Annotated in this window: 25 protein-coding genes; 17 read left to right on the top strand and 8 right to left on the bottom strand. The window is 62.8% G+C overall.

Annotation, left to right across the window (positions count from 1 at the left end):
* The first annotated feature begins 26 nt into the window (after positions 1-26).
* Positions 27-917 (top strand): LysR family transcriptional regulator, encoded by an 891-nt coding sequence (locus tag Q7V46_RS04920; protein ID WP_304912399.1) that lies wholly within the window; start codon positions 27-29, stop codon positions 915-917.
* An 84-nt stretch (positions 918-1,001) separates the two neighbouring features.
* Positions 1,002-1,544: a peptide-methionine (S)-S-oxide reductase MsrA gene (msrA, locus tag Q7V46_RS04915; RefSeq protein WP_304912398.1), complete on the top strand. Its 543-nt coding sequence runs from the start codon at positions 1,002-1,004 to the stop codon at positions 1,542-1,544.
* Between the two features lie 117 nt (positions 1,545-1,661).
* On the opposite strand, the gene Q7V46_RS04910 is transcribed toward msrA, so the two are convergent.
* Complete coding sequence (locus Q7V46_RS04910) at positions 1,662-2,552, bottom strand: EamA family transporter (protein ID WP_304912397.1); 891 nt, start codon at positions 2,550-2,552, stop codon at positions 1,662-1,664.
* Between the two features lie 211 nt (positions 2,553-2,763).
* Between Q7V46_RS04910 and Q7V46_RS04905 the strand changes: the two genes are divergently transcribed.
* From Q7V46_RS04905 to Q7V46_RS04885, 5 genes are all read left to right on the top strand, one after another.
* Positions 2,764-3,276: a Fur family transcriptional regulator gene (locus Q7V46_RS04905; RefSeq protein WP_304912396.1), complete on the top strand. Its 513-nt coding sequence runs from the start codon at positions 2,764-2,766 to the stop codon at positions 3,274-3,276.
* Complete coding sequence (locus tag Q7V46_RS04900) at positions 3,273-3,932, top strand: ABC transporter ATP-binding protein (protein ID WP_304912395.1); 660 nt, start codon at positions 3,273-3,275, stop codon at positions 3,930-3,932. The genes Q7V46_RS04905 and Q7V46_RS04900 overlap by 4 nt, the downstream gene beginning before the upstream one ends.
* Positions 3,929-5,161: an FtsX-like permease family protein gene (locus Q7V46_RS04895; RefSeq protein WP_304912394.1), complete on the top strand. Its 1,233-nt coding sequence runs from the start codon at positions 3,929-3,931 to the stop codon at positions 5,159-5,161. Before Q7V46_RS04900 ends, Q7V46_RS04895 begins: the two co-directional genes overlap by 4 nt.
* A complete protein-coding gene (locus Q7V46_RS04890; protein ID WP_304912393.1) occupies positions 5,158-5,397 on the top strand; it encodes a hypothetical protein in 240 nt (79 codons plus the stop codon). The genes Q7V46_RS04895 and Q7V46_RS04890 overlap by 4 nt, the downstream gene beginning before the upstream one ends.
* 68 nt (positions 5,398-5,465) lie before the next feature.
* Entirely contained in the window at positions 5,466-6,047 is a 582-nt protein-coding gene (locus tag Q7V46_RS04885) for a DUF3299 domain-containing protein (protein WP_304912392.1), read from the top strand.
* A gap of 15 nt (positions 6,048-6,062) precedes the next feature.
* Here the strand turns inward: Q7V46_RS04885 and Q7V46_RS04880 are convergent, their stop codons facing one another.
* Together Q7V46_RS04880 and Q7V46_RS04875 are read right to left on the bottom strand one after the other, a co-directional pair.
* Positions 6,063-6,920: a hypothetical protein gene (locus Q7V46_RS04880; protein ID WP_304912391.1), complete on the bottom strand. Its 858-nt coding sequence runs from the start codon at positions 6,918-6,920 to the stop codon at positions 6,063-6,065.
* The gene (locus Q7V46_RS04875; protein ID WP_304912390.1) at positions 6,917-7,387 is read right to left on the bottom strand and encodes an ABA4-like family protein; all 471 of its coding nucleotides are present in this window, start codon (positions 7,385-7,387) and stop codon (positions 6,917-6,919) included. Before Q7V46_RS04875 ends, Q7V46_RS04880 begins: the two co-directional genes overlap by 4 nt.
* Positions 7,388-7,630: 243 nt before the next feature.
* On the opposite strand from Q7V46_RS04875, the gene Q7V46_RS04870 reads away from it, so the two are divergent.
* Positions 7,631-8,251 carry a TetR/AcrR family transcriptional regulator gene (locus Q7V46_RS04870; RefSeq protein ID WP_304912389.1) on the top strand — a complete coding sequence of 207 codons (621 nt, stop codon included), beginning with the start codon at positions 7,631-7,633 and terminating at the stop codon, positions 8,249-8,251.
* Between the two features lie 74 nt (positions 8,252-8,325).
* Positions 8,326-9,279, top strand: a complete 954-nt coding sequence (locus tag Q7V46_RS04865) for an AEC family transporter (RefSeq protein ID WP_304912388.1) — start codon at positions 8,326-8,328, stop codon at positions 9,277-9,279.
* 31 nt (positions 9,280-9,310) lie between these two features.
* Here Q7V46_RS04865 and Q7V46_RS04860 read toward each other — a convergent pair whose 3' ends face one another.
* The gene (locus tag Q7V46_RS04860; protein WP_304912387.1) at positions 9,311-9,778 is read right to left on the bottom strand and encodes a hypothetical protein; all 468 of its coding nucleotides are present in this window, start codon (positions 9,776-9,778) and stop codon (positions 9,311-9,313) included.
* On the bottom strand, positions 9,775-10,314 hold the full coding sequence (locus Q7V46_RS04855) for a GNAT family N-acetyltransferase (RefSeq protein WP_304912386.1): 540 nt from the start codon (positions 10,312-10,314) through the stop codon (positions 9,775-9,777). The genes Q7V46_RS04860 and Q7V46_RS04855 overlap by 4 nt, the downstream gene beginning before the upstream one ends.
* A 210-nt stretch (positions 10,315-10,524) precedes the next feature.
* Between Q7V46_RS04855 and rpsP the strand changes: the two genes are divergently transcribed.
* The 6 genes from rpsP to Q7V46_RS04825 all read left to right on the top strand — a co-directional run bounded on the left by rpsP (position 10,525) and on the right by Q7V46_RS04825 (position 14,534).
* Positions 10,525-10,782, top strand: coding sequence for a 30S ribosomal protein S16 (rpsP, locus tag Q7V46_RS04850; RefSeq protein ID WP_304912385.1), 258 nt, complete (start codon positions 10,525-10,527; stop codon positions 10,780-10,782).
* A 27-nt stretch (positions 10,783-10,809) separates the two neighbouring features.
* The gene (rimM, locus tag Q7V46_RS04845) at positions 10,810-11,412 is read left to right on the top strand and encodes a ribosome maturation factor RimM (protein WP_304912384.1); all 603 of its coding nucleotides are present in this window, start codon (positions 10,810-10,812) and stop codon (positions 11,410-11,412) included.
* Between the two features lie 23 nt (positions 11,413-11,435).
* Positions 11,436-12,212, top strand: a complete 777-nt coding sequence (trmD, locus tag Q7V46_RS04840) for a tRNA (guanosine(37)-N1)-methyltransferase TrmD (RefSeq protein WP_304912383.1) — start codon at positions 11,436-11,438, stop codon at positions 12,210-12,212.
* A 144-nt stretch (positions 12,213-12,356) separates the two neighbouring features.
* Positions 12,357-12,713, top strand: coding sequence for a 50S ribosomal protein L19 (gene rplS, locus Q7V46_RS04835; protein WP_304912499.1), 357 nt, complete (start codon positions 12,357-12,359; stop codon positions 12,711-12,713).
* 170 nt (positions 12,714-12,883) lie between these two features.
* On the top strand, positions 12,884-13,567 hold the full coding sequence (locus tag Q7V46_RS04830) for a CoA pyrophosphatase (RefSeq protein WP_304912382.1): 684 nt from the start codon (positions 12,884-12,886) through the stop codon (positions 13,565-13,567).
* 31 nt (positions 13,568-13,598) lie between these two features.
* Complete coding sequence (locus tag Q7V46_RS04825) at positions 13,599-14,534, top strand: CobD/CbiB family protein (RefSeq protein WP_304912381.1); 936 nt, start codon at positions 13,599-13,601, stop codon at positions 14,532-14,534.
* Between the two features lie 335 nt (positions 14,535-14,869).
* Here the strand turns inward: Q7V46_RS04825 and rsgA are convergent, their stop codons facing one another.
* The 3 genes from rsgA to Q7V46_RS04810 form a co-directional block, all read right to left on the bottom strand.
* A complete protein-coding gene (gene rsgA / locus Q7V46_RS04820) occupies positions 14,870-15,808 on the bottom strand; it encodes a ribosome small subunit-dependent GTPase A (RefSeq protein ID WP_304912498.1) in 939 nt (312 codons plus the stop codon).
* Between the two features lie 74 nt (positions 15,809-15,882).
* Positions 15,883-16,194 (bottom strand): 4a-hydroxytetrahydrobiopterin dehydratase, encoded by a 312-nt coding sequence (locus Q7V46_RS04815; protein WP_304912380.1) that lies wholly within the window; start codon positions 16,192-16,194, stop codon positions 15,883-15,885.
* Between the two features lie 170 nt (positions 16,195-16,364).
* Positions 16,365-17,627 (bottom strand): M48 family metallopeptidase, encoded by a 1,263-nt coding sequence (locus Q7V46_RS04810; protein WP_304912379.1) that lies wholly within the window; start codon positions 17,625-17,627, stop codon positions 16,365-16,367.
* 94 nt (positions 17,628-17,721) lie between these two features.
* On the opposite strand from Q7V46_RS04810, the gene orn reads away from it, so the two are divergent.
* A complete protein-coding gene (orn, locus tag Q7V46_RS04805; protein ID WP_304912378.1) occupies positions 17,722-18,321 on the top strand; it encodes an oligoribonuclease in 600 nt (199 codons plus the stop codon).
* Positions 18,322-18,418: 97 nt separating this feature from the next.
* Entirely contained in the window at positions 18,419-20,005 is a 1,587-nt protein-coding gene (locus tag Q7V46_RS04800; protein ID WP_304912377.1) for an inorganic phosphate transporter, read from the top strand.
* Positions 20,006-20,042: the final 37 nt, after the last annotated feature.

Genomic DNA, 20,042 nt, shown 5'->3' with positions numbered 1-20,042 from the left:
TATTCATCCATACAGGAAATCTATTCATGGAGTTCCGCCACCTGCGGTATTTTCTGGTGCTGGCCGAAGAATTGCACTTCGGTCGAGCCGCCCAGCGCCTGGCCATCACCCAGCCGCCGTTGTCGCTCAACATCCAGCAACTGGAGGCGTCGGTGGGCGCGCAGCTGTTCACCCGCAACAGCCGGGGGGTGCAGCTGACGGCCGCCGGGCAGGCGTTTGTGCCGGCGGCCCGTCAATTGCTGGAGCGGGCCGGAGCTGCCGCGCGCGAGGCACGCGAGGTGGCACAAGGCGTGGTGGGCAGCCTGCAGGTGGGGTTTGCAGGCACGGTGCTGTATCGCGGGCTACCGCAGATCCTCAAGCACTTTCATGCCGAACATCCCCAACTGCGCCTGGTGTTGCGCGAGATGAGTTCCAGCGACCAACTGGTGGATCTCATGCACGACCGGCTGGATGTGGGCTTCGTGCACACGCCGCGGGTGGCCAGCGGGTTTTCGCAGGTGCTGGTGTCGCGTCAGTCATTTGTGGCCTGCTTGCCCAGCTCGCACCGGTTGGCCAAACGGCGCAGCATCGACCCGGCGGCTTTCGCGGGCGAGCCTTTTGTGGCCATTTCACGGTCGGTGTCGCCCGACTACCACGACCGCATCCTGGGGCTTTGTGCCGACCACGGGTTCCTGCCGGAGGTGCGGTTTGAATTGCGGCATTGGTTGAGTGTGGTGTCGGTGGTCGCGCAGGGCCTGGGCGTGTCGCTGGTGCCCGAGGCGCTGGCCATGGCAGGTATGCCGGATGTGCGTTTCATCCCGCTCAAGGGCGAGACGCCGCCCTACGACACGCGCTGCCTCTGGAAGACCGAGCGTGAGCAGGCCGCGCTGGCGGCATTCCTCGCAGCGGTGCGGGGCTTTGCCCAACCGATAAAGTAAAGGCCGCACCCAGCAGCATTTGCAGGGTGTGTCAGTTCACCAGTTGAGCGCAGCTTGCAACGCTACATATGCAGGAGTCGGACCATGGCAGAGAACAATCGAGAAGTGCTTGTGCTGGGAGGAGGTTGCTTCTGGTGCACGGAGTCGGTGTACAAGGAGGTACAAGGTGTGACCGATGTCGAGTCCGGCTACTGCAACGGCCACGTGATGCAGCCCAGCTACGAACAGGTTTGCTCCGGTGACACCGGCCACAACGAAGTGGTGCGGCTGGAGTACGATCCCGCCGTGATCAGCACGCGCGATGTGCTGGAGATTTTCTTCGTGGTGCACGACCCCACCACGCTCAACCGTCAAGGCAACGACGTGGGAACGCAGTACCGCAGCGGTATCTACTTCACCTCGCCGGAACAGGAAGCCGAGGCACAGGGCATCATTGCCGAGCTGTCCAAAGACAACGTGTTCGGACGCCCCATCGTGACCGAGGTGCTGGCACTGAGCAACTACTGGCCGGCCGAACCCTATCACCAGGACTTTTTCGAGCGCAACCCACACCAGGGGTATTGCATGGCAGTGGCCGCACCCAAAGTGGCGAAGTTTCGCAAGACCTTTGCAAGGCTTGCGAAGTAGGTCCTTCCTTCCAACACAGCCTATTGGGATGAGCCTGTCTAAGCCCTGTCTGAGAGTGCAACCCTTTCGCGCGCTGCGCTTCGACGAGCTCCAACGCCAACTGTGACGTCACCTGTTTCAGGCGTCATGCAGCTTGCTGGTCAAGCGCTGCCGAAGCTTGGGCCACAGCACGATCACTGCCAGCCCACCTAGCACCAGGGTGGCCGCACCCAGCTTCCACCCAGGCAGCGATTCGCCCAGCGACAGCGCTGAAGCTCCCATGCCGAACACCGGCACGAGCAGAGCCAGTGGCGTGACCGTTGCTGCCGGGTGACGGGCCAATAGCCAGTTCCACACGCCGTAGCCAAACAAGGTATTCCCCACGGCCTGCCAGAAAACACTGACCCATACGCCAGCGCTTGCGTGCTGCATGGCACCAGCCATGGCGGTAGGGCCCTCCAGCCACAGGGACAAAGCGAGCAAGGGCGGTATGGCGAACACGCTGCTCCAGACCATGAAGTGCAACATGTTCACCGGTCCGAGGGACTTCACCACCAGATTCGCACAGGCCCAGAAGAACGCGGCAGCCATGACCAGTGCCACGCCAATGAGGGTGATGGTGGCGTCCAGATTCAGACCGATCACGGCAAGCCCTGCCAGTGCGAGGGCCAGACCCACGCCCTGAAACCACCGCAGCCGCTCGCGCAGCCAGATCAGGGAAAGGCCAATCGTGAAAAACACCTGCGACTGCACCACCAGCGACGCCATGCCGGGCGAGATGTCGCTGCGCATGGCCAGAAACAGCAGGCCGAACTGACCCACACCCAGCAGGACGCCAAACGTGGCCATGCGCGACCAGGGCACCGTGGGACGCGGCACAAACAGTAGCCAGGGCAGGGCAGAGAAGACGAAGCGCAGTGTGGCGTAGAGGAACGGCGGCATGCCGTCCAACCCCCAGCGAATGACCACGAAATTGGTGCCCCAGACGAAGACCACCGCGAGAGCGAGGAGCAGGTGGGTGACGGGCAAGGGGGTCTCCGGGGTCGCGCGCAAGAGGGGTGCACAGTGTAGTGGTGAGCGCATCGCCCAGCCGGTACGCCTATCCGGAGCGGGACAGCACACCAGCGCAACATATGCCCCCGGGCAAGTGTTCACCGATTTGACAGGCGGTTTTTATTGCAACCTGATGGCGTTAGTGCAACAATGACGCAACCCAGTTGCAATAAATTGAGAATCGCCTGTGGTCCATCCCAATCCGAAAGTGGCTGTGTCTGTACCGGCCGAAATCCAGTCCCGGCTGGAAGTCGCCGGCCTGCGCCGAACGCTGGCCACACGCGCGGTGCTGGGTCTGTTCCTGGCGCGTCCCAATGGTGGACTCACGCATGCGCAGGCGCTCGCAGCATTGACGGCGCGAGGCCTGAACATCAACCGCGTCACGCTCTACCGCTTGCTGGACCGCCTGGCCGGGTGTGGCGTGTTGCAGCGTCAGACCGACGATCAGCGTACCTGGCGCTTCAGCCTGGCACCCTTGTCAACCGATGCTTCGCCCGACGTCGCCCCTCGGTTTGAATGCGACGCCTGCCACCGGCAGTTCCCCCTGCTCGACGCCAGCGAGCCCACCCGCATCGCCACCCACCACCTTTTCCAGGCGCTGGCCCAGATGGGTCATGCGGGAACGCGGGTCGATCTGGCTGTGCACGGCACCTGTGCTTCGTGTGTCGAGCCCGGGGCAGCACAGGAACCTCGGGCGTGATTGAAACCCGCGACCTGCGGTTCGCTTACGCGGGCCATGCCCCCTTGTGCTTCCGCAATGTGGTGGTGCCACAAGGCGGCACCCTGTTGTTGCGCGGCGCTTCGGGCAGCGGCAAATCCACCTGGCTGGCGCTGGCGGCCGGGCTGCTCACGCCTGCAGAGGGTGAGGTGGTGGTGGCCGGTCAGTCGGTGGGTGTACTGCGCTCCGGGCAGCGCGACCGCTGGCGCGCACAGAATGTGGGCTTTCTGCCGCAGAAGCTGCACCTGAGCAGCGCCCTCACGGTGCACGACAATCTGGCACTGGCCTACTTTGCGGCCGGTGTGCCGTTGGACCGCGAAGCCATTCGGCGCTCGTTGGCCGCGCTTGACTTGACCGCGTTGGCCGGTCGGCGCCCACACCAGCTCTCTGGCGGGCAGGCACAGCGCGTGGCGCTGGCGCGTGCCGTGCTGATGCAGCCCCGGGTCGTGCTGGCAGACGAACCCACGGCCAGCCTGGACGACGCTGCGTGTCAAGCAGCACTCGCATTGCTGATGCACGCTGCCAATGCGGCTGGCGCCACCCTGGTGATCGCCACGCACGATGCGAGGGTTCGACAGGCCCTGCCGCAGGCGCAGGAGCTGCCGTTTGAATCGGTGGGGCAGGAGGTGCACGCGTGAACGCGTTCAGCCTCTCGTGGCGCTACCTCTGGGCACGCCCTCTGTCCACCGCACTCAATTTGATTCTGCTGTCGCTGGGCCTGGCATCCATGGCCTTTGTGATCATCGTGCAGGACCAGGCCGCGCGGGCCTTTGAGCGAGACCTGGCAGGGATTGACGTGGTGGTGGGTGCCAAGGGCAGCCCCATGCAGCTCATCCTGTCGGGAGTGTTCCACATCGATGTGCCGCCCGGCAACATACCCCTGGCCGAGGCGGAACAGCTCGCCCAGCATCCACAGGTGGCCCAACTGATTCCGCTGAGCCTGGGGGACAACCTGCAGGGTTACCGCATCGTGGGTACCACGCACGCCTATGTGGCGCATTACGGGGCAAAGGTGGCGCGGGGTGCTCTGTGGACCGCACCCATGCAGGCTGTGCTGGGCGCCCGGGTGGCCGAGCACACTGGCTTGAAGCTGGGCCAGGCCTTTGAAGGCATGCACGGGCTGGGCACTGGCGGTGCGGTGCACGACGCCACGCCGTACGTCGTGACCGGTGTGTTGGCGCCATGCGGTTGCGTCCTGGACAGACTGATCCTCACCGCCAGCGAATCCGTCTGGCAGGTGCACGATGACGTGCATGCGGGCGATGGCATGAGCGAGGCTGAAAAGGTCGAGCTGGCCGAGGCGCTGGCGGCTGACCGAGAAATCACGCTGGCCCTTCTGAGCTACAAAACGCCATTGGCGGCAGCGAGTTTTCCGCGGTTTGTGAACCAGTCCACCTCCATGCAGGCGGCCGCGCCCGCGATCGAGATCACCCGCCTGCTCCACATGGTGGGCGTGGGCACACAGGCCCTGCGTGCGCTTGCGGCGGTGTTGCTCGCTGTGGCGGGTTTGTCGGTGTTCATCGCGCTGTGGAATGCGGTGCGCGAGCGCCGCGACGATCTGGCCATGTTGCGCATGCTGGGTGCACCGCCGCAGCGGGTGGCACTGCTGCTGCTTCTGGAAGCGCTCTGGCTGGCGGCGCTGGCCTGCGTGCTGGGTCTGTTGGCGGCTCACGGCCTGGCGACCCTGATCGGCCAGTGGTTGGTGGACAGTCAGTCGCTGTCCATTTCGGGTTGGCAATGGGTACCTGCCGAGGGGTGGGTGCCGGTGCTGGCCCTGGGGGTGGCGGTGGTGGCGGCGTGTCTGCCGGTCGCCAGCGTCTACCGCATCGATGTCACTCAACTCCTGAATCCGAGGTCCATTTCATGAAAAAAGCACTCCTGATCCTTTCCACCGCCTTGCTGGCTTCCGTGGCCATGGCTCAGCACTCCGAGAAGGAAGTGAAGGAAGACATCCAGCGCCACCGCGCCATGGCCGCCGCCCACGAAGGCGCCGCCAAGTGCCTGGAGGCGGGCAAAGGTGAAAAGGTCTGTACGGCGGAACTCCAGGCCGCTTGCAAAGGTCTTGCGTTGGGCAAATACTGTGGCATGCGCCACGCGCATTGAGCTTGGGTGCCGGTGGGCACACAATGACTCTGCAACCTGTCACTTCCCGTTCTGATTCGTTCACGCTGATGCCTCGACTTCTTTCCATTCCGCTGCTTTCGTGTCGTCGAGACCTTTTACTGCTGTGCCTGTCGGGCGCCTTGATGGGTGGGGCTTGGGCGCAGACCCTGACCTCGCCGCTGCCACCGGCAGGCCAGGCTCCTGACGCTCAGGGCCATGGTGGCGTTTTGCCCAGTGGGGAGGGTGCGGGCGTTCACAGCCCGCTCAGCCCGTTTGCGCCGCTGCCCAGGCGCGAAGACGTGCTGGCTTGGTCGCTGCTGACCGACGTGACCACGCGCATTGAAAAAAAGCGCATCGTGCCGGTGTATTCGGCCGAGGTGAAGGCGCTTGACCAGAAGAAGCAGCGGCTGCAGGGTTTCATGATGCCGCTGGACCCGGGTGAACAGCAGCGCCATTTTCTGTTGTCGTCCGTGCCGCTCACCTGTTCATTCTGCACGCCAGGCGGCCCTGAAAGCATGGTGGAGGTGCGCACCAAGGTGCCGGTGAAGTACAGCCTCGGGGCCGTGGTGGTGGAAGGCACATTCCACGTTTTGCCGAATGATCCCTTTGGCTTCTACTACCGGTTCACCGATGCAGTCGGTGTGAAGTAGCGGCTTCCCAGCGATTCATCGCGGGATCCCCGGCGTGATGAATACCGCGCCGTCCAGCCCATTGGCCAATGCCCAGAGCCAAACGCCCACCACCAGCAACGTGACCGCAACCAAGGCGACGCGCGCAAACCGTGGCGTCGAATGGACCAGCAGCAGTCCCGCCAAAGGCAACCATTGTTGGGCATGCATGCCAATGAAATGGGCGGGACGCAGGTCACCACCTGAGAAATGCCAGCCCAGAATCGGCAGGCCAGCGCCAGAGGGGGGCTGAACCGAACCCAGCAGACCACCCGAACCTGCACCCAGCACAAAGGTCAACACGAGGCCCAGCACCACGGCGTCACGCCATACCCTGGGCACCTCGGGTCGTGCGTGGCGTGCGATTTGCCAGGCCAGCAGTGGTTGTGTGGCCGTCAGTACCAACGCGCCTGCACCCATGAGCGAATACATGACGCCGTGAAACGCACTGCTGGTGTTGTAGTGCGAGCCCACGCCCAACCCTGCCTGCAGGGTGATGTAGCCGATCTCGAACAGGCCGGCACCGATGAGCATGCCCACCACGATCCTGATGATGCGATGGGTTCTTCGATCAGGGGGCAGCAGGCCGATGAACCACGCCGTGCACAGGGCAAAGAGGCCGACCGATGCCATGAACTTGAGTGGTTTGATCCACACGTTGACGCCTCGCAGTTGGCGGTCGTCCAGACCCCAGGCGAGCAACGTGGGCAGCATGGCCGCCCACATCAGCAGTGCGAAGACGGTGAGCGCCCTCTGGCGCGACAGGGATTCGGCAAGAAAAGTCTGGAAGGGGTTCTGCCATGCGGAAGCAGGGGTGCCGATCATGCGGGATGCTGGGGAGGAAGGGAGGCTCATGGGGTTGCTCCGGGTTGCCATTTCAGGGAAGCCGGTCGGCGCAGCGCACGAACCAGCACAAAAGCGAGAATGCCGAGCGGGCCCAGCATGAAAGTCAACAACAACAGTGGGAGCACCCAGCCATGGCCGATGCCGAGCTGTGCACTGCGTTCGGAGATCCAGGTGCCCACGAAGAGGTCAAAGGCCAGGTAGTGCACCCAGCCAGCGGCCAGGGCGCCCGGCACGGCGAACATGGCGCGCACATCGTCCAGACTGTTGAAGCCGCCCTCGCCGCGCCAGTGAAGCGCCAGCAAGGCCCCATAAACCATGCCGAAAGCAACGGGCAATGCGCGCCCGGTGATGCGCCAGATCCAAGGCGTCCAGCGTGCCTTGGCCGGTGAAAGTGCCAGCGACAGCCATGCCAGCAGGGCCAGAGTGTTGGCCCAACCGAAGGCGGTGTCGGGATCGAGCTGCGCAAGTGGCGTCATGTCTGGCCCCTTCTGTTGCGCTGTGCCGAAGAGGAAATGAGGCATGCCGGATTGGGTGGTTCGGCCACCGGAGCGGACGCAAGGTTGAAAGTCATGGGATCAACAGTGAACAAAGATGGACGAGTCGGAAAAAACTAGACACTGTCTGGTTTGGTGAAATGGTAGAAATAAAACTAGACGGTGTCAAGTGCGCTTATGCTGATGCCTTTGATTGCCCACTTGCGTCTGCTTCCACCCAGCAACATGTCCGTACGCCGTTCCGAAAAAGCCACCGCTCCTGATCTGCGTCAACGCATTCTTGAAGCCAGTGAGCAACTCCTCGAAACCGAGGGGTTGGCTGCGTTGTCCATGCGCGAGGTGGCCCGACGCAGTGGTGTCACGCATCAGGCGCCTTATCACCACTTCGCCGATCGGGAAAGCATCCTGGGCGAACTGGTGACCCAGGGTTTCGTGGAGCTGGCCCGAAGGTTGGCGCTGGCCAATCAGCGCAATGCCGGCGAGGGCCGTCATGCCATCCTGATGGAATCGGGACAGGCGTACGTCGGCTTTGCGATCGACCGGCCGGGCATCTTCCGCATCATGTTCAGGCCTGAAATTTGCGACCCATCGCGGTACCCGGCAGCCCGAGAGGCTGGTGACTCGGCCCACGGTGAACTCCAGCGCATGGTGTGCTTGCTGCATGGCGAATCTGAAGTGGCGGCGCTGTCCCCCATCTACTGGGCGCAGGTGCACGGTCTGGCCTGCCTCATCGTAGATGGTCCTGCCGGGCAGCAATGGCCCAGCTTGCGAGAGCGACGCCGTTTCATGCGCGACTCGCTGTCGCACTTCGCGCGCTACATGCTGGGTGAGCCGCTACTTGCCTGACGGAGGGGGTCTTGCCAGGCCATCCATCCACCCCTGTGAGCGACCTTTCGGTTCGACGGCCTTAACATTGGCGGGTGAACCCATCTGCCCATCCTGTTTTTGCTTCCCTCGCCCCCGTCTTTCTGCTCGTTGCCATTGGCTTCATGGCCGGGCGCCTGCAATGGATTCGGGACGCCGCCATCAAGGACCTGTCCAATCTGGTCTTTCTGCTGCTGATCCCTGCGCTGCTGTTTCGCACCATGAGTGCGGTGCGCTTCGAAGAGCTGGATCTGCGGCCGCTGGTGGCCTATTTCCTGGCAGCGGGGGTGTTGCTGGCGGTGCTGATCGGATGGCGAGGCTTCAACCGCCGCAGTGTGGTGTTGGCGCTCACCGGGGTTTTTTCCAATATGGTGATGATTGGCATCACGCTGGTGGAGCTGGCTTACGGCAAGGCGGGTCTGGTGACCTTGCTGACCCTGGTGTCGGTGCACGCGCTGCTGCTGCTGACCACCGCCACCGTTGTGCTGGAACTGGCGGTGGCGCGCGAAAACCGACAGGCCGGCATGGAGCAGCCGCACCTGCTGGCCACCACCTGGTCTGCCTTCAAGAGCGCATTGATCCATCCGGTGCCCCTGCCCATCTTGTGTGGCCTGCTGTTTGCCCAGACCGGGTGGTCCTTGCCCACAGTGATCGACCGACCGCTGCAGTTGCTGGGCAATGCTTTTGGTCCGATTGCACTGGTGCTGGTGGGCATCACGTTGGCCCGCACGCCACTCACGGGGCATTGGCAGCCGGCGCTCTGGGCCACTCTGTCCAAGAACCTGGTGTTGCCCGTGATGGTGGGCTTGAGCGCATGGGCATTCGGCATCACCGGCTTGCCGTTGACGGTGATGGTGGTGGCGGCAGCGCTGCCCACAGGTGCCAACGTGTTTCTGTTCGCGCAGCGTTACGAAGTGGCACAGGAAACCACGACCGCCAGCATGGGTGTGTCAACTGTTGCCGCGTTGCTGACCTTGAGTCTTGTGATGCTCGTGATGTCATGGTGGTGAGGGCTTGCCCTCCTGCATCACCATCGACGACTCAGTCGTCTGCCGGCTGACTGATCTTTCTCGCCTCTTCAATCTGGTACTCAAAGTACCGCTGGACGCCGAAGGCCAGGCTGCCCATGAAAGCGATGGTGCCCAGCAGCAGTGCAAATACCAGGGCGCCGATGGTCAGCCAGTTTGTGCTGCCGGCGCTGGCGTCCGCAGGAAGCGTTGGGTTGAACTGCTGGTTCCATTTCTCTTTTTCGGTCAGCGCATAGATGATCGCCATCAGGCAGCTTGCTGCCACTGAAGCACCCAGCAGGGGAATCAGTACCCACGACAGTTTGTCGTCCTGCCCATAGGTGAGCACCCGGTCCACACCCCACCACCCCAGCGCGGCAGGCACCGGGTGCAGCCAGCCGACCCAGTCACCCAGGCCGCGCAGGTAAAAACGATGCAGGCCCAGCGAGCCACCCAGCAATGCGAGCCCGACGGCCAGCGTCTTGTGCTTGGCGCCGCTCACTGGTGACTTTCGATGTCGGTCGGAGGCGTGGTGTCGCCAGGTCCCAGGCTCTTTTGCATCAATACGATGTCAAGCCAACGATCGAATTTCCAGCCACACGACTGCACGGTACCCACGTGCTCGAAGCCCAGCGCTTTGTGGACGCCGATCGAGCCTGCGTTGGCCGAATCGCCAATCACGGCCATCACCTTGCGGGCGCCAGCGCGTTCAAATGCCGCCATCAACTCGGCGAGCAGGGCGCGGCCCCATCCCTTGCCTGCTGCTTCGGGCGCCATGTAGATCGAATCTTCGACAGAAAAACGGTATGCCGGCCTTGGTTTGAACCAGTTGCCGTAGGCGAACCCGGCCACCTGTCCATCTTCTTCAATGACCAGCCAGGGCAGCCCTTTGGAAAGCACGTCGGCGCGGCGGGCGGCCATGTCCTGTGCAGCAGGGGGGGTGGTCTCGAACGTGCCTGTGCCGTGCAGCACGTGGTGACCGTAGATGCGGGTAATGGCGTCAAGATCGGTATCGACGCTGGGACGAATGAGCGGCATGAGTGAGGTTCAGGTGAGGTTCGGTCGGACGGCATCTTGTTTTTTGCCGCACGGGCTATAATCGCAGGCTTTGCGGCGTTTCGCTGGCCGGGTGGTCAGTCGTGTGTCTCAAGCGCTGCAATCAAGCGGGTTGTTGTGTAGGATGTGTTGCATCCCGCAAGAACCCGGTGAAGTACCGATTTTGGTACCTCTCCACCCGAAGGATAAATCATGGTCGTCATCCGACTCTCCCGTGGCGGTTCTAAATCCCGTCCGTTCTACAACATCGTGGTTGCCGACAAGCGCAATCGCCGCGATGGCCGCTTCATCGAGCGCATTGGTTTCTACAACCCGCTGGCCCGCGGTGGCGAGGAGCCTCTGCGCATTGCTGTGGATCGCCTGACCTACTGGACCGGCGTGGGTGCTACCCCGTCCGATACCGTGGCCCGTCTGGTCAAGCAGAACGCCGAGAAGGCCGTCGCGGCCTGATCCTCTGGCTGCCCCGGTGACCCTCTGGTGAGCAGCCCATCGCCCACGCCTTTTGCGGCATCGGCCCTGCCGGTCGATGCCGTCGAACTGGGTCGTATCCAGGAGGCCTGGGGCATCAAGGGGTGGATGCGCATCCACCCCCACAGCACCGATACGCAGGCGCTGTTTGCCTCTACCCAATGGTTTCTTCAGCCACCCGAAGCCCGCTTCGCGCGTGGCTTCTCGGCGTTTGGCGGCTGCGTTTCGGTCGCCGTGGCCGACATCAAAGCGCATGCTGACGGCGTTGTTGCCAGGTTTGAAGGCGTGGACGACCGCAGTGCGGCCGAATCGCTCAAAGGTGTTCGCATCTTTGTGCCTCGCAGCGTATTCCCCCCCACACCCGAAGGGGAGTACTACTGGGTCGATCTGATCGGCCTCGATGTGGTCAACCGCGAAGGCGAGCACATGGGCGTGGTGCGCGACCTCATGTCGACCGGCCCCAACGCCGTGCTGGTGCTGGAGTACACAGAAGATGCCGTCGATGGCGAGCCGCAGACGGCCGAGCGCATGATCCCCTTCGTCTCGGCCTACGTCGACGACGTGGACCGAGTGGCCCGCCGCATCACGGTCGACTGGCAAAAAGACTATTGAATCCCCAGGGGGACAATACGTGCATGCGATTCGACGTCATCACCCTGTTTCCCGAGCTCTTTGAACCGTTCTTCAAGAGCGGCATCAACAGGCGTGCCTTCGAGGGCGGCTTGGTGAGTGTGAGGCTCTGGAACCCCCGGGATTTTGCCGAAGGACAGTACCGACGGGTAGACGATCGTCCCTTCGGGGGAGGCCCCGGCATGGTCATGATGGCCGAGCCGCTTTGGAAGTGTTTGCAGGCGGTTCGGTCCGACCGGGGTGACCCGCCAGACCAGCAGGCACCTGTGGTGATGTTCACGCCCACCGGTGAGCGCCTCTCCCACGCGGGCGTCGAATCCTGGGCGAAGGGGGAGGGTGCTGTGCTGGTGTGTGGTCGGTACGAAGGGGTGGATCAGCGTTTCGTCGACGCCTGTGTCGACATCCAGATCAGCCTCGGCGACTTCGTGCTTTCGGGCGGCGAGATCCCGGCCATGGCCTTGCTCGATGCCGTCGCCCGCCTGCAGCCGGGCGTGCTCAGCGACGAAGGCAGCCATCAGCAGGACAGTTTCAACCCCGCACTCGATGGCTTGCTGGACAGCCCGCACCACACCCGCCCGGAAGTCTGGCACGGGCCCCATGGCCCCATGCCGGCGCCTGAGGTGTTGCTCGGCGGGCACCACGAGCGCATCGCCCGCTACCGCCGCGAGCAAAGCCTGGCGCTCACCGCCAGCCTGCGGCCAGACCTTCTGGACCAGGCGCGCGCCCAGGGCGCTTTGAGCCCGCAGGATGAGTCTTTCCTGCGTTTTCGAGAACAGCTATAATCAAAAGCTTTTCGATCCTCTGACCGGCCGCCGTGACCGGGCCAGCCCGCAATGGTGTCCATGTGTCATGGACCCAATGGACAGGGCCCCTGCCGGATTCGTGGCCTTTAGTGCAGCGCGGGCATGATCGTGAATCAGGAAACCATGAACCTCATCCAGACCCTTGAGCAAGAAGAAATTGCTCGTTTGAACAAAGACATCCCCCCGTTTGCCCCCGGTGACACCGTCATCGTGAGCGTGAACGTGGTCGAAGGCACGCGCAAGCGTGTGCAGGCTTACGAAGGCGTGGTGATTGCCCGCCGCAACCGTGGCCTGAACTCCAGCTTCATCGTTCGCAAGATCTCCAACGGTGAAGGCGTCGAGCGCACCTTCCCGCTGTACAGCCCCCGTATCGCCAAGATCGAAGTCAAGCGCCGTGGTGACGTGCGTCGCGCCAAGCTGTACTACCTGCGCGAGCGCAGCGGCAAGTCGGCACGCATCAAGGAAAAGCTGGGCGCTTGATGCGCGGGCCATTGGCCCCGTGTCATCGCTGAAAGGCCGCTCTCCGGAGCGGCCTTTTTTTCTGGGTGCTCCATTCCGTCACTTGTTGGCAGGGCTGCCGCGTGTCCCCGCACGCGGCTGTTCGGTGTTGGTTCAGAATGAAGCCGTCGTTTCTTGTTTTCGCGCCTTACATGACACAGTTGCTGCCCCAGTTCGATCCCCGTGAAGTGCCCGTACTGGTTCGGGACGACGACCATCACTTGCGTCCCGCCCATGCCGACCGGATGACGCCGGAAGGTCTGCGCAGGCTGTTTGCCAGCCCACCCGTGTGGACGCCGGAGTTGCATCGCGAACAGAGGTTCATGAACCGCGAAACGGCCCATGCGGCTGTTCTGCTGCCCCTTGTCATGCGGGACTGTCTCACCGTGATCCTCACCCAGCGAACAGCACACCTGTCCACGCACTCTGGCCAGATAGCCTTGCCAGGCGGCAAGGTGGACGCCGAAGACGCGAACCCGACGGCCGCTGCACTGCGCGAGGCCCATGAAGAAATCGGTTTACCGGCAGACGCCATTGAAGTGCTGGGTACTTTGCCGATTTACACCACCGGCAGTGCGTTTGTCATCACGCCCGTGGTCGGGCTGGTGAAGCCCGATTTCTTGCTGCAGCCGAACCCTTACGAGGTGGCCGATGTGTTCGAGGTGCCACTGGCGTTTCTGATGAATCCCGCCCACCACCGCAGGCACGTGTTCGAGTTTGAAGGGGTGGTGCGTGAGTGGTACTCGATGCCCTACCAGGATGGCGCCAGCGAACGATTCATCTGGGGGGCCACGGCGGGCATGTTGCGCAACTTCTACCGCCTGCTGTCAACCTGAACCTTTGTGTGCCACCGCTATGATGGCACCCATGAGTTTCTTTGCCATCCTCATTGCCTTGCTGCTGGAGCAGGCTCGCCCATTGGCGTACGACAACCCGGTGCATGGCGCCATGCGCGGGTGGGTGAGGCTGGTGCGGCGCAACCTGGATGCCGGCGAGTCGGCCCATGGCTGGCTGGCATGGTTGCTTGCGGTGGGCGTGCCTGCCGGGGTGGCCTGGGTGGCCCATTGGGGACTGAATTACCTCAACCCTTTGCTTGGTTTTGTCTGGCTCGTGGGGGTGCTGTATGTCACCTTGGGGTTTCGACAGTTCAGCCACCATTTCAGCGATATTCGCCAGGCGCTGGAAAGTGGCGATGATCTGACTGCCCGTGAGAAATTTGCCCAATGGCTGCGCGTGGATGCACACAGCCTGCCACGCACGGAGCTGCTGCGCCAGGTGATCGAGCACTCCGTGGTGTCGGCGCATCGCCATGTGTTCGGGGTGCTGATTGTGTTTGTCTTTTTCTGGATGCTGGGCCTGGGGCCGGTGGGCGCGGTGCTTTACCGCCTGGCAGAGTACCTTTCGCGCAACTGGCGCGCCAGAGCCGACGGCACACCGAGCCTGGCCCTTCAGGTGGCTGCGGCACGTGCCTGGCAATGGATTGACTATGTGCCCGCCCGCTCCACCGCACTGGGGTTTGCAGTGGTGGGCAACTTTGAAGATGCCGTGGCGAACTGGCGAAGCGAGGCGGCCCGGCATGCACCCGGCAGCGACGGTGTGGTGCTGGCGGCCACGGCGGGTGCGCTGAACGTGCGTCTGGCTGCTCAGGCACCACAAGAGGTGCTGGCTTCACAGGCAGATGGCAGCTTCCGGCCCGATCCGCAGCTTGTGCACCTCGGCGGCGTGGTGGGCCTGGTCTGGCGCACTGTGGTGCTGTGGATGCTGCTGCTGGCCCTGCTCACCCTGGCCCGCTTGATCGGCTGAGCAAAGCCACCCCCCGCGTCGCCTTCGGCGCCACCCCCCTGTGGGAACGTGTTTACGGTCTGCGTGGGGACCCCACGCAGACCATAAACACGTTCCAAGGGGGCGACACCTTGGACCGGCGGAGCCGGATCCTCGGTGTCTCTGGATGGATGTACCTCGTTGCCCGGTGTTTTTTTTCCTGCGTCGCTTTCAGCGCGCCCTCTGGAAGCGGCGCACCGCAGCAAAGTCTCTCCGGCGCGAAATGACCCCTTCCAGAGATACCGTGGAACCGGCTTTGCCGGGCCACTGGTATCGCCCCCTTGAGGGGGTAGCGCGAAGCGCTGCGGGGGTGCTTTTCAATACATACGCTTGTCGGACAGTTCCGCAAACAGGTCGCGATATATGCGATAGCGGTTCTCGCTGATGGACAGGTTGTCCGATGTGGCTGAGTCGGACCCTGAATGGCCGCCGTGCACATGGGTGATCACCGAACAGCCAGGCTCGTGCAGATGGGTGCAGTTGTAGAACTTGCAGTGGCCGAGTGTGGCGCGCAGGTCGGGCATGTATTGCGCGAGCTGCATGGGTTCGATGTGGTTGAGGCCGAATTCCTGAAAACCGGGGGAGTCGATCAGCGCGGTTTGCCGTTCGGTGTCGGTCCAGTACCAAGTGGTGCTTGTGGTCGTGTGTTTGCCGGAATTCAGGGCCTTTGATATCTCGCCGGTGAGCGCCTGCGCATGAGGCACCAACCGGTTCACCAGGGTGCTCTTGCCTGCGCCGGACGGCCCCAGCACCAGAGTTCGTTTGCCGGCCAGCTTCGCCAGAAGTTCGTCAATGCCGGCTTCCGAACCCGCAGCCGTACTGCCCTTGAGTCTGAGCGGTAGCACGGTGCACCCCATGCGGCGATAGGGGGCAAGACGGTCCCAGGCCCGGTCAAAGGCGGGTTGCAGATCGCTCTTGTTCAGCACGACCAGCACGTCGATGCGCTCGGCTTCTGCCGCGATCAGGGCGCGGGCCAGTTGCGTTTCAGAAAACTCCGGGTCGGCTGCGATCAACACCAGCACCTGGTCGAGGTTGGCGGCAAATGACTTGGTTCGCAGCTCGTCCTGACGGTAGAAGAGGTTCCGACGCTCTTCAACACGCTCGATGCTGCCTTCGTCGCCCGTGTGCTGCCACTGCACTTGATCGCCCACAACCACTTGGCTTTTTTTTCCACGCGGGTGGCAGATGCGCCGCGTGCCGTCCGCAGTCTCCACCAGGCAGTGTCGTCCAAAAGCAGCCACCACAAGACCACCCATCGTTTCGGCAGAAGCGGCCGGCGGCTGCGCGTGGCGAGGTTTCAAAGCGGCCACCTGTGAGGGTATGTGTTCATTCAGGCCTTGAGCAGTTGGTCCACCGCAGCGGCGCAATGGAAATCGCTGAGCGAGATGCCATCCGCATCGTGGGTGTTGAAGCGCACCGTACAGCGCCCATGGCTCAGCGAAAGGTCGGGGTGATGGTCTTCCCGGTGCGCGATCCAGGCCACCGCGTTGACGAAGGCCATGGTTTCATGAAAGTTGGCGAATGCAAACGCCTTCTCCAGTGCCCCGTCCAACAGCTTCCAGCCCTGTGCGTGGTCGCCATTGAGCTGGGTCAGATGGGTGACGAGTTCGGTGGCGCTGAGCGCTCGGCGGTTCTGGTGCATTGTGATGATGGTGAGATCGAGCCAGTTTTCATGGCGCCGAAGCGCTACTGCGACGCATGAAACGGTCCCATCCAGGGGCACCGCCGGGCCGCCCTTCGACAAGCTCAGGACGGACGGCCAGTGCCGCCTCCTTGAGGGGGTGACGCGAAGCGGCGCGGGGGTGTTTCATCTCAGGCAGCGCGCAGTCTGGCCAGGCGTTCGCTCGCTGGGGGATGCGAGTAATAGAACCGGGCGTACACCGGATCGGGGGTGAGGGTGCTCGCGTTGTCCTTGTAGAGCTTGAGCAGTGCGGAAGCCAGGTCCGATCCACTGGTCTGGGTCACGGCGTAGGCGTCGGCTTCAAACTCGTGGCGCCTGGAAAGCAGCGCGGTCAGCGGCGACAGAAAAAAGGTGAACAGCGGGATCACCAGCATGAACAGCAGCAGGGCGAGTGCGTCGTTGGGCGCATCCATCGAAGGCGTGACACCCAGGCCCAGGTAGAACCAGGCTTGCTGCGATGCCCAGCCCAGCAAGGCGAAACCCAGCAGGCTCACGGCGAACATCATGGCAATGCGTTTGACGATATGACGGCGCTTGTAGTGTCCCAGTTCGTGCGCCAGCACCGCATCAATTTCTGGCGGGCTGAGTTGTTGCAGCAAGGTGTCAAAAAAGACCACGCGTTTGGCGGCGCCGAAGCCGGTGAAGTAGGCGTTGGCGTGCGCACTGCGTTTGCTGCCGTCCATCACGAACAGGCCGCTGGCGGCAAAGCCGCATCGCTGCATGAGTGCATTCACCCTCGACTTCAGTTCTTCGTCCTTCAGCGGCTCGAATTTGTTGAACAGGGGTGCGATGACCGTGGGGTAGAGCACCAGCAGCAACAGGTTGAACGCCATCCACGCGCCCCAGGCCCAGACCCACCACAGTGGGCCGGCAGCACCCATGAGCCAGAGCATCAGAGCCGCGATGGGCAGGCCGATCAAGGCGCCGACGAGTGTGCCCTTCAGCAGATCGCCGACCCACATACCCAGCGTCATCTTGTTGAAGCCAAAGCGCTCTTCGATGCGAAAGGTCGACCACCAGCCCATCGGCAAGGACACCAGCCCGCCGATCAGCACAAAGGACGCCAGCAACGCCAATTGCTGCACCATGCCACCGCCCAGCGCGGCCAGCAGCGTCATGTTCAGCCATTCAAGCCCCCCCAGCAAGGTCCAGGCAAGGAGCAGCGCCGCCTCCAGCGCCAGTTCCAGCAAGCCGAAACGGGTCTTGGTGATGGTGTAGTCGGCGGCCTTGCGGTGGGCTTCCGGCGTGATGGTTTGTGCAAAGGCGATAGGTACTGCGTCCCGATGGCGGGCCACGTGACGGATCTGCCGGCTGGCCAGCACCATGCGCATGGCAAGACCTACCAGCAGGAGGATGCAGAAAACAGCAGTGAGTGTGAGGGAAGCGGTGTCCATGAAGAGGGAGTCTATCGAAGACGGAGAGGGTGGGTGCCTGAGCAGGGCATGCCGCTCATCGGGCCCTGTTTCGCAGATCGGTGAGAATCGGCACATGACCAGCATAAAAACACCAGCACCCCCTGTCATTGAGGCCGGCGCCACCCCAATACTGACAAAAAGTGACCAGAATCTGGTCTGGATCGACTGCGAAATGAGTGGCCTGGACCCCGAAAAAGAACGCCTGCTGGAAATCGCGGTGGTGATCACAGGGCCGCAGCTCACGCCACGCGTGGAAGGCCCGGTGATCGTGATTCACCAGAGCGACGCGTTGCTGGCGGCCATGGACAACTGGAACAAGGGCACCCATGGCAAGAGCGGCCTGATCGACAAGGTCAAGGCCAGCACGGTGGACGAAGAGGCGGCTCAGGCCGAACTGCTGGCTTTCATTGGCAAGTATGTGCCCAGAAACGGCTCCCCCATGTGCGGCAACACCATCAGCCAGGACCGGCGATTCCTGGTGAAGTACATGCCCAAGCTGGAGGCGTACTTCCATTACCGCTGCCTGGACGTGAGCACGCTGAAGGAACTGGCCAAGCGCTGGCGTCCGGAGGTGTACGACGCGTTCAAGAAGCAGCAGAAGCACACGGCGCTGGCCGATGTGCACGAGTCGATCGACGAACTCGAACATTACCGCGAACACTTTCTGCGCTGAGTCGCGGCGCCAGCTTCAGACGCGCAGGCGCCTGCGGTCCGTCGAGCGGACTGGCCGTTCGATCATGTCAGAATCGTGAAATTCTCGTGAATTTTCAATGACAAAAAAATCCCGTTCGCGTTTTGTGGCTCGGCACCAGGAAGCTTTACAGCTGGGTGCTGCGGTTTTGTTTCTCGTCATGGTGGGTATTTATGCGTCGCTGACGGGCGCATCGACCATCGGACTCACCTCATCGGCCGCCTGGCTGCTGATTGTGGCGGCCGGAGTTGGTGCCTACATGGCCATGAACATCGGTGCCAACGATGTGGCCAACAACATGGGCCCATCGGTCGGATCGGGCGCGCTGACCATGGGTTGGGCCATCGTGATCGCGGCGGTGTTCGAGGCGCTGGGAGCCATTGTGGCCGGTGGTGAAGTGGTGGGCACCATCAAGGGTGGCATCATCGATCCGGCCCAGATCGGCGATGCCACCACGTTCGCCTGGGTGATGTTCGCGGCGCTGCTGGCGGGCGCCCTCTGGCTCAATCTGGCGACCGCGGTGGGGGCACCAGTGTCCACCACGCATTCGATCATCGGTGCGGTCATGGGCGCCGGCATCGCCGCTGGAGGCTGGGGGCTGGTGAACTGGGACACCATCGGGGCCATCGTGATGAGCTGGGTGATTTCGCCTTTCATGGGCGGTGCACTGGCGGCGGGGTTTCTGTACCTCATCAAGCGCAGCGTGACCTACCGCAACGAAAAGACCGATGCTGCCGGTCGTGTGGTGCCGGTATTGATCGCGCTGATGGTCTGGGCTTACACCACCTACATGCTTCTCAAGGGGCTGGGGCAGATCGTCAAGGTTGCGTTTCCCGTGGCGCTTCTGGCCGGCGCTGGCGTGGCCGTGGTGGTGTGGTGGTTCGTGCGCAAGCCCTTGGGCAGATTGGCCCTGCGGCAGGACAACAGCAAACAGGGCGTCAACCGCCTGTTCACCTGGCCCCTGATCTGCTCCGCCGCGTTGCTGAGTTTTGCACACGGTGCCAACGACGTGGCCAATGCCATCGGGCCGCTGGCGGCCATTTATGAAGCAGTGAAGAGTGGGGCCATTGCTTCCAGGGCAGCCACACCGCTGTGGATCATGGTGCTGGGTGCAATGGGCCTGGCCGTGGGTCTGGCGCTGTACGGGTCCAAGCTGATCCGCACGGTGGGCAAGGAGATCACCGAGCTGGACAACATGCGCGCGTATTCGATTGCCATGGCCGCCACCTTGACGGTGATTGTGGCTTCCCAACTCGGTATGCCGGTGTCCACCACACACGTGACCATTGGTGCTGTGTTCGGTGTGGGTTTCTTGCGCGAACTGCTCAAGGTGAACTACGCCAAGATGGAAGCGGTGGTGTTTGCTGGCCATCAGGGAGCCGATCGTGCCGAAGTCGAAGCCTACCTTCACCGTTTCGAGGCAGCCGAAGTACAGGAGAAGAAGCGGATGCTGGCCGACATGAAGCGCCGCGCCAAGCTGCGCGAGAGCGACGAAGGGGCCGTGTTTGCAAAAAAGGAGCAGAAGGCGCTGAAGAAAGCGATCAAGAAAGAGATCGTCAAGCGCTCTGTGGTGATGCGCATCGTGGCCGCGTGGATCATCACGGTGCCTGCCACGGCAGTGCTGGCCGCCATCCTGTTCCAGATCGTTTCAGCTATCCTGGATTGAGCTTTTTTGCCGGCTGACGAACCTTGAACAGAAAAAC

The organism is Hydrogenophaga sp. (assembly GCF_030651625.1).
Classification (GTDB): Bacteria; Pseudomonadota; Gammaproteobacteria; order Burkholderiales; family Burkholderiaceae_C; genus Hydrogenophaga.
Note: the sequence above shows the minus strand (reverse complement) of the source record. Positions and strands in the feature narration are given on the sequence as shown.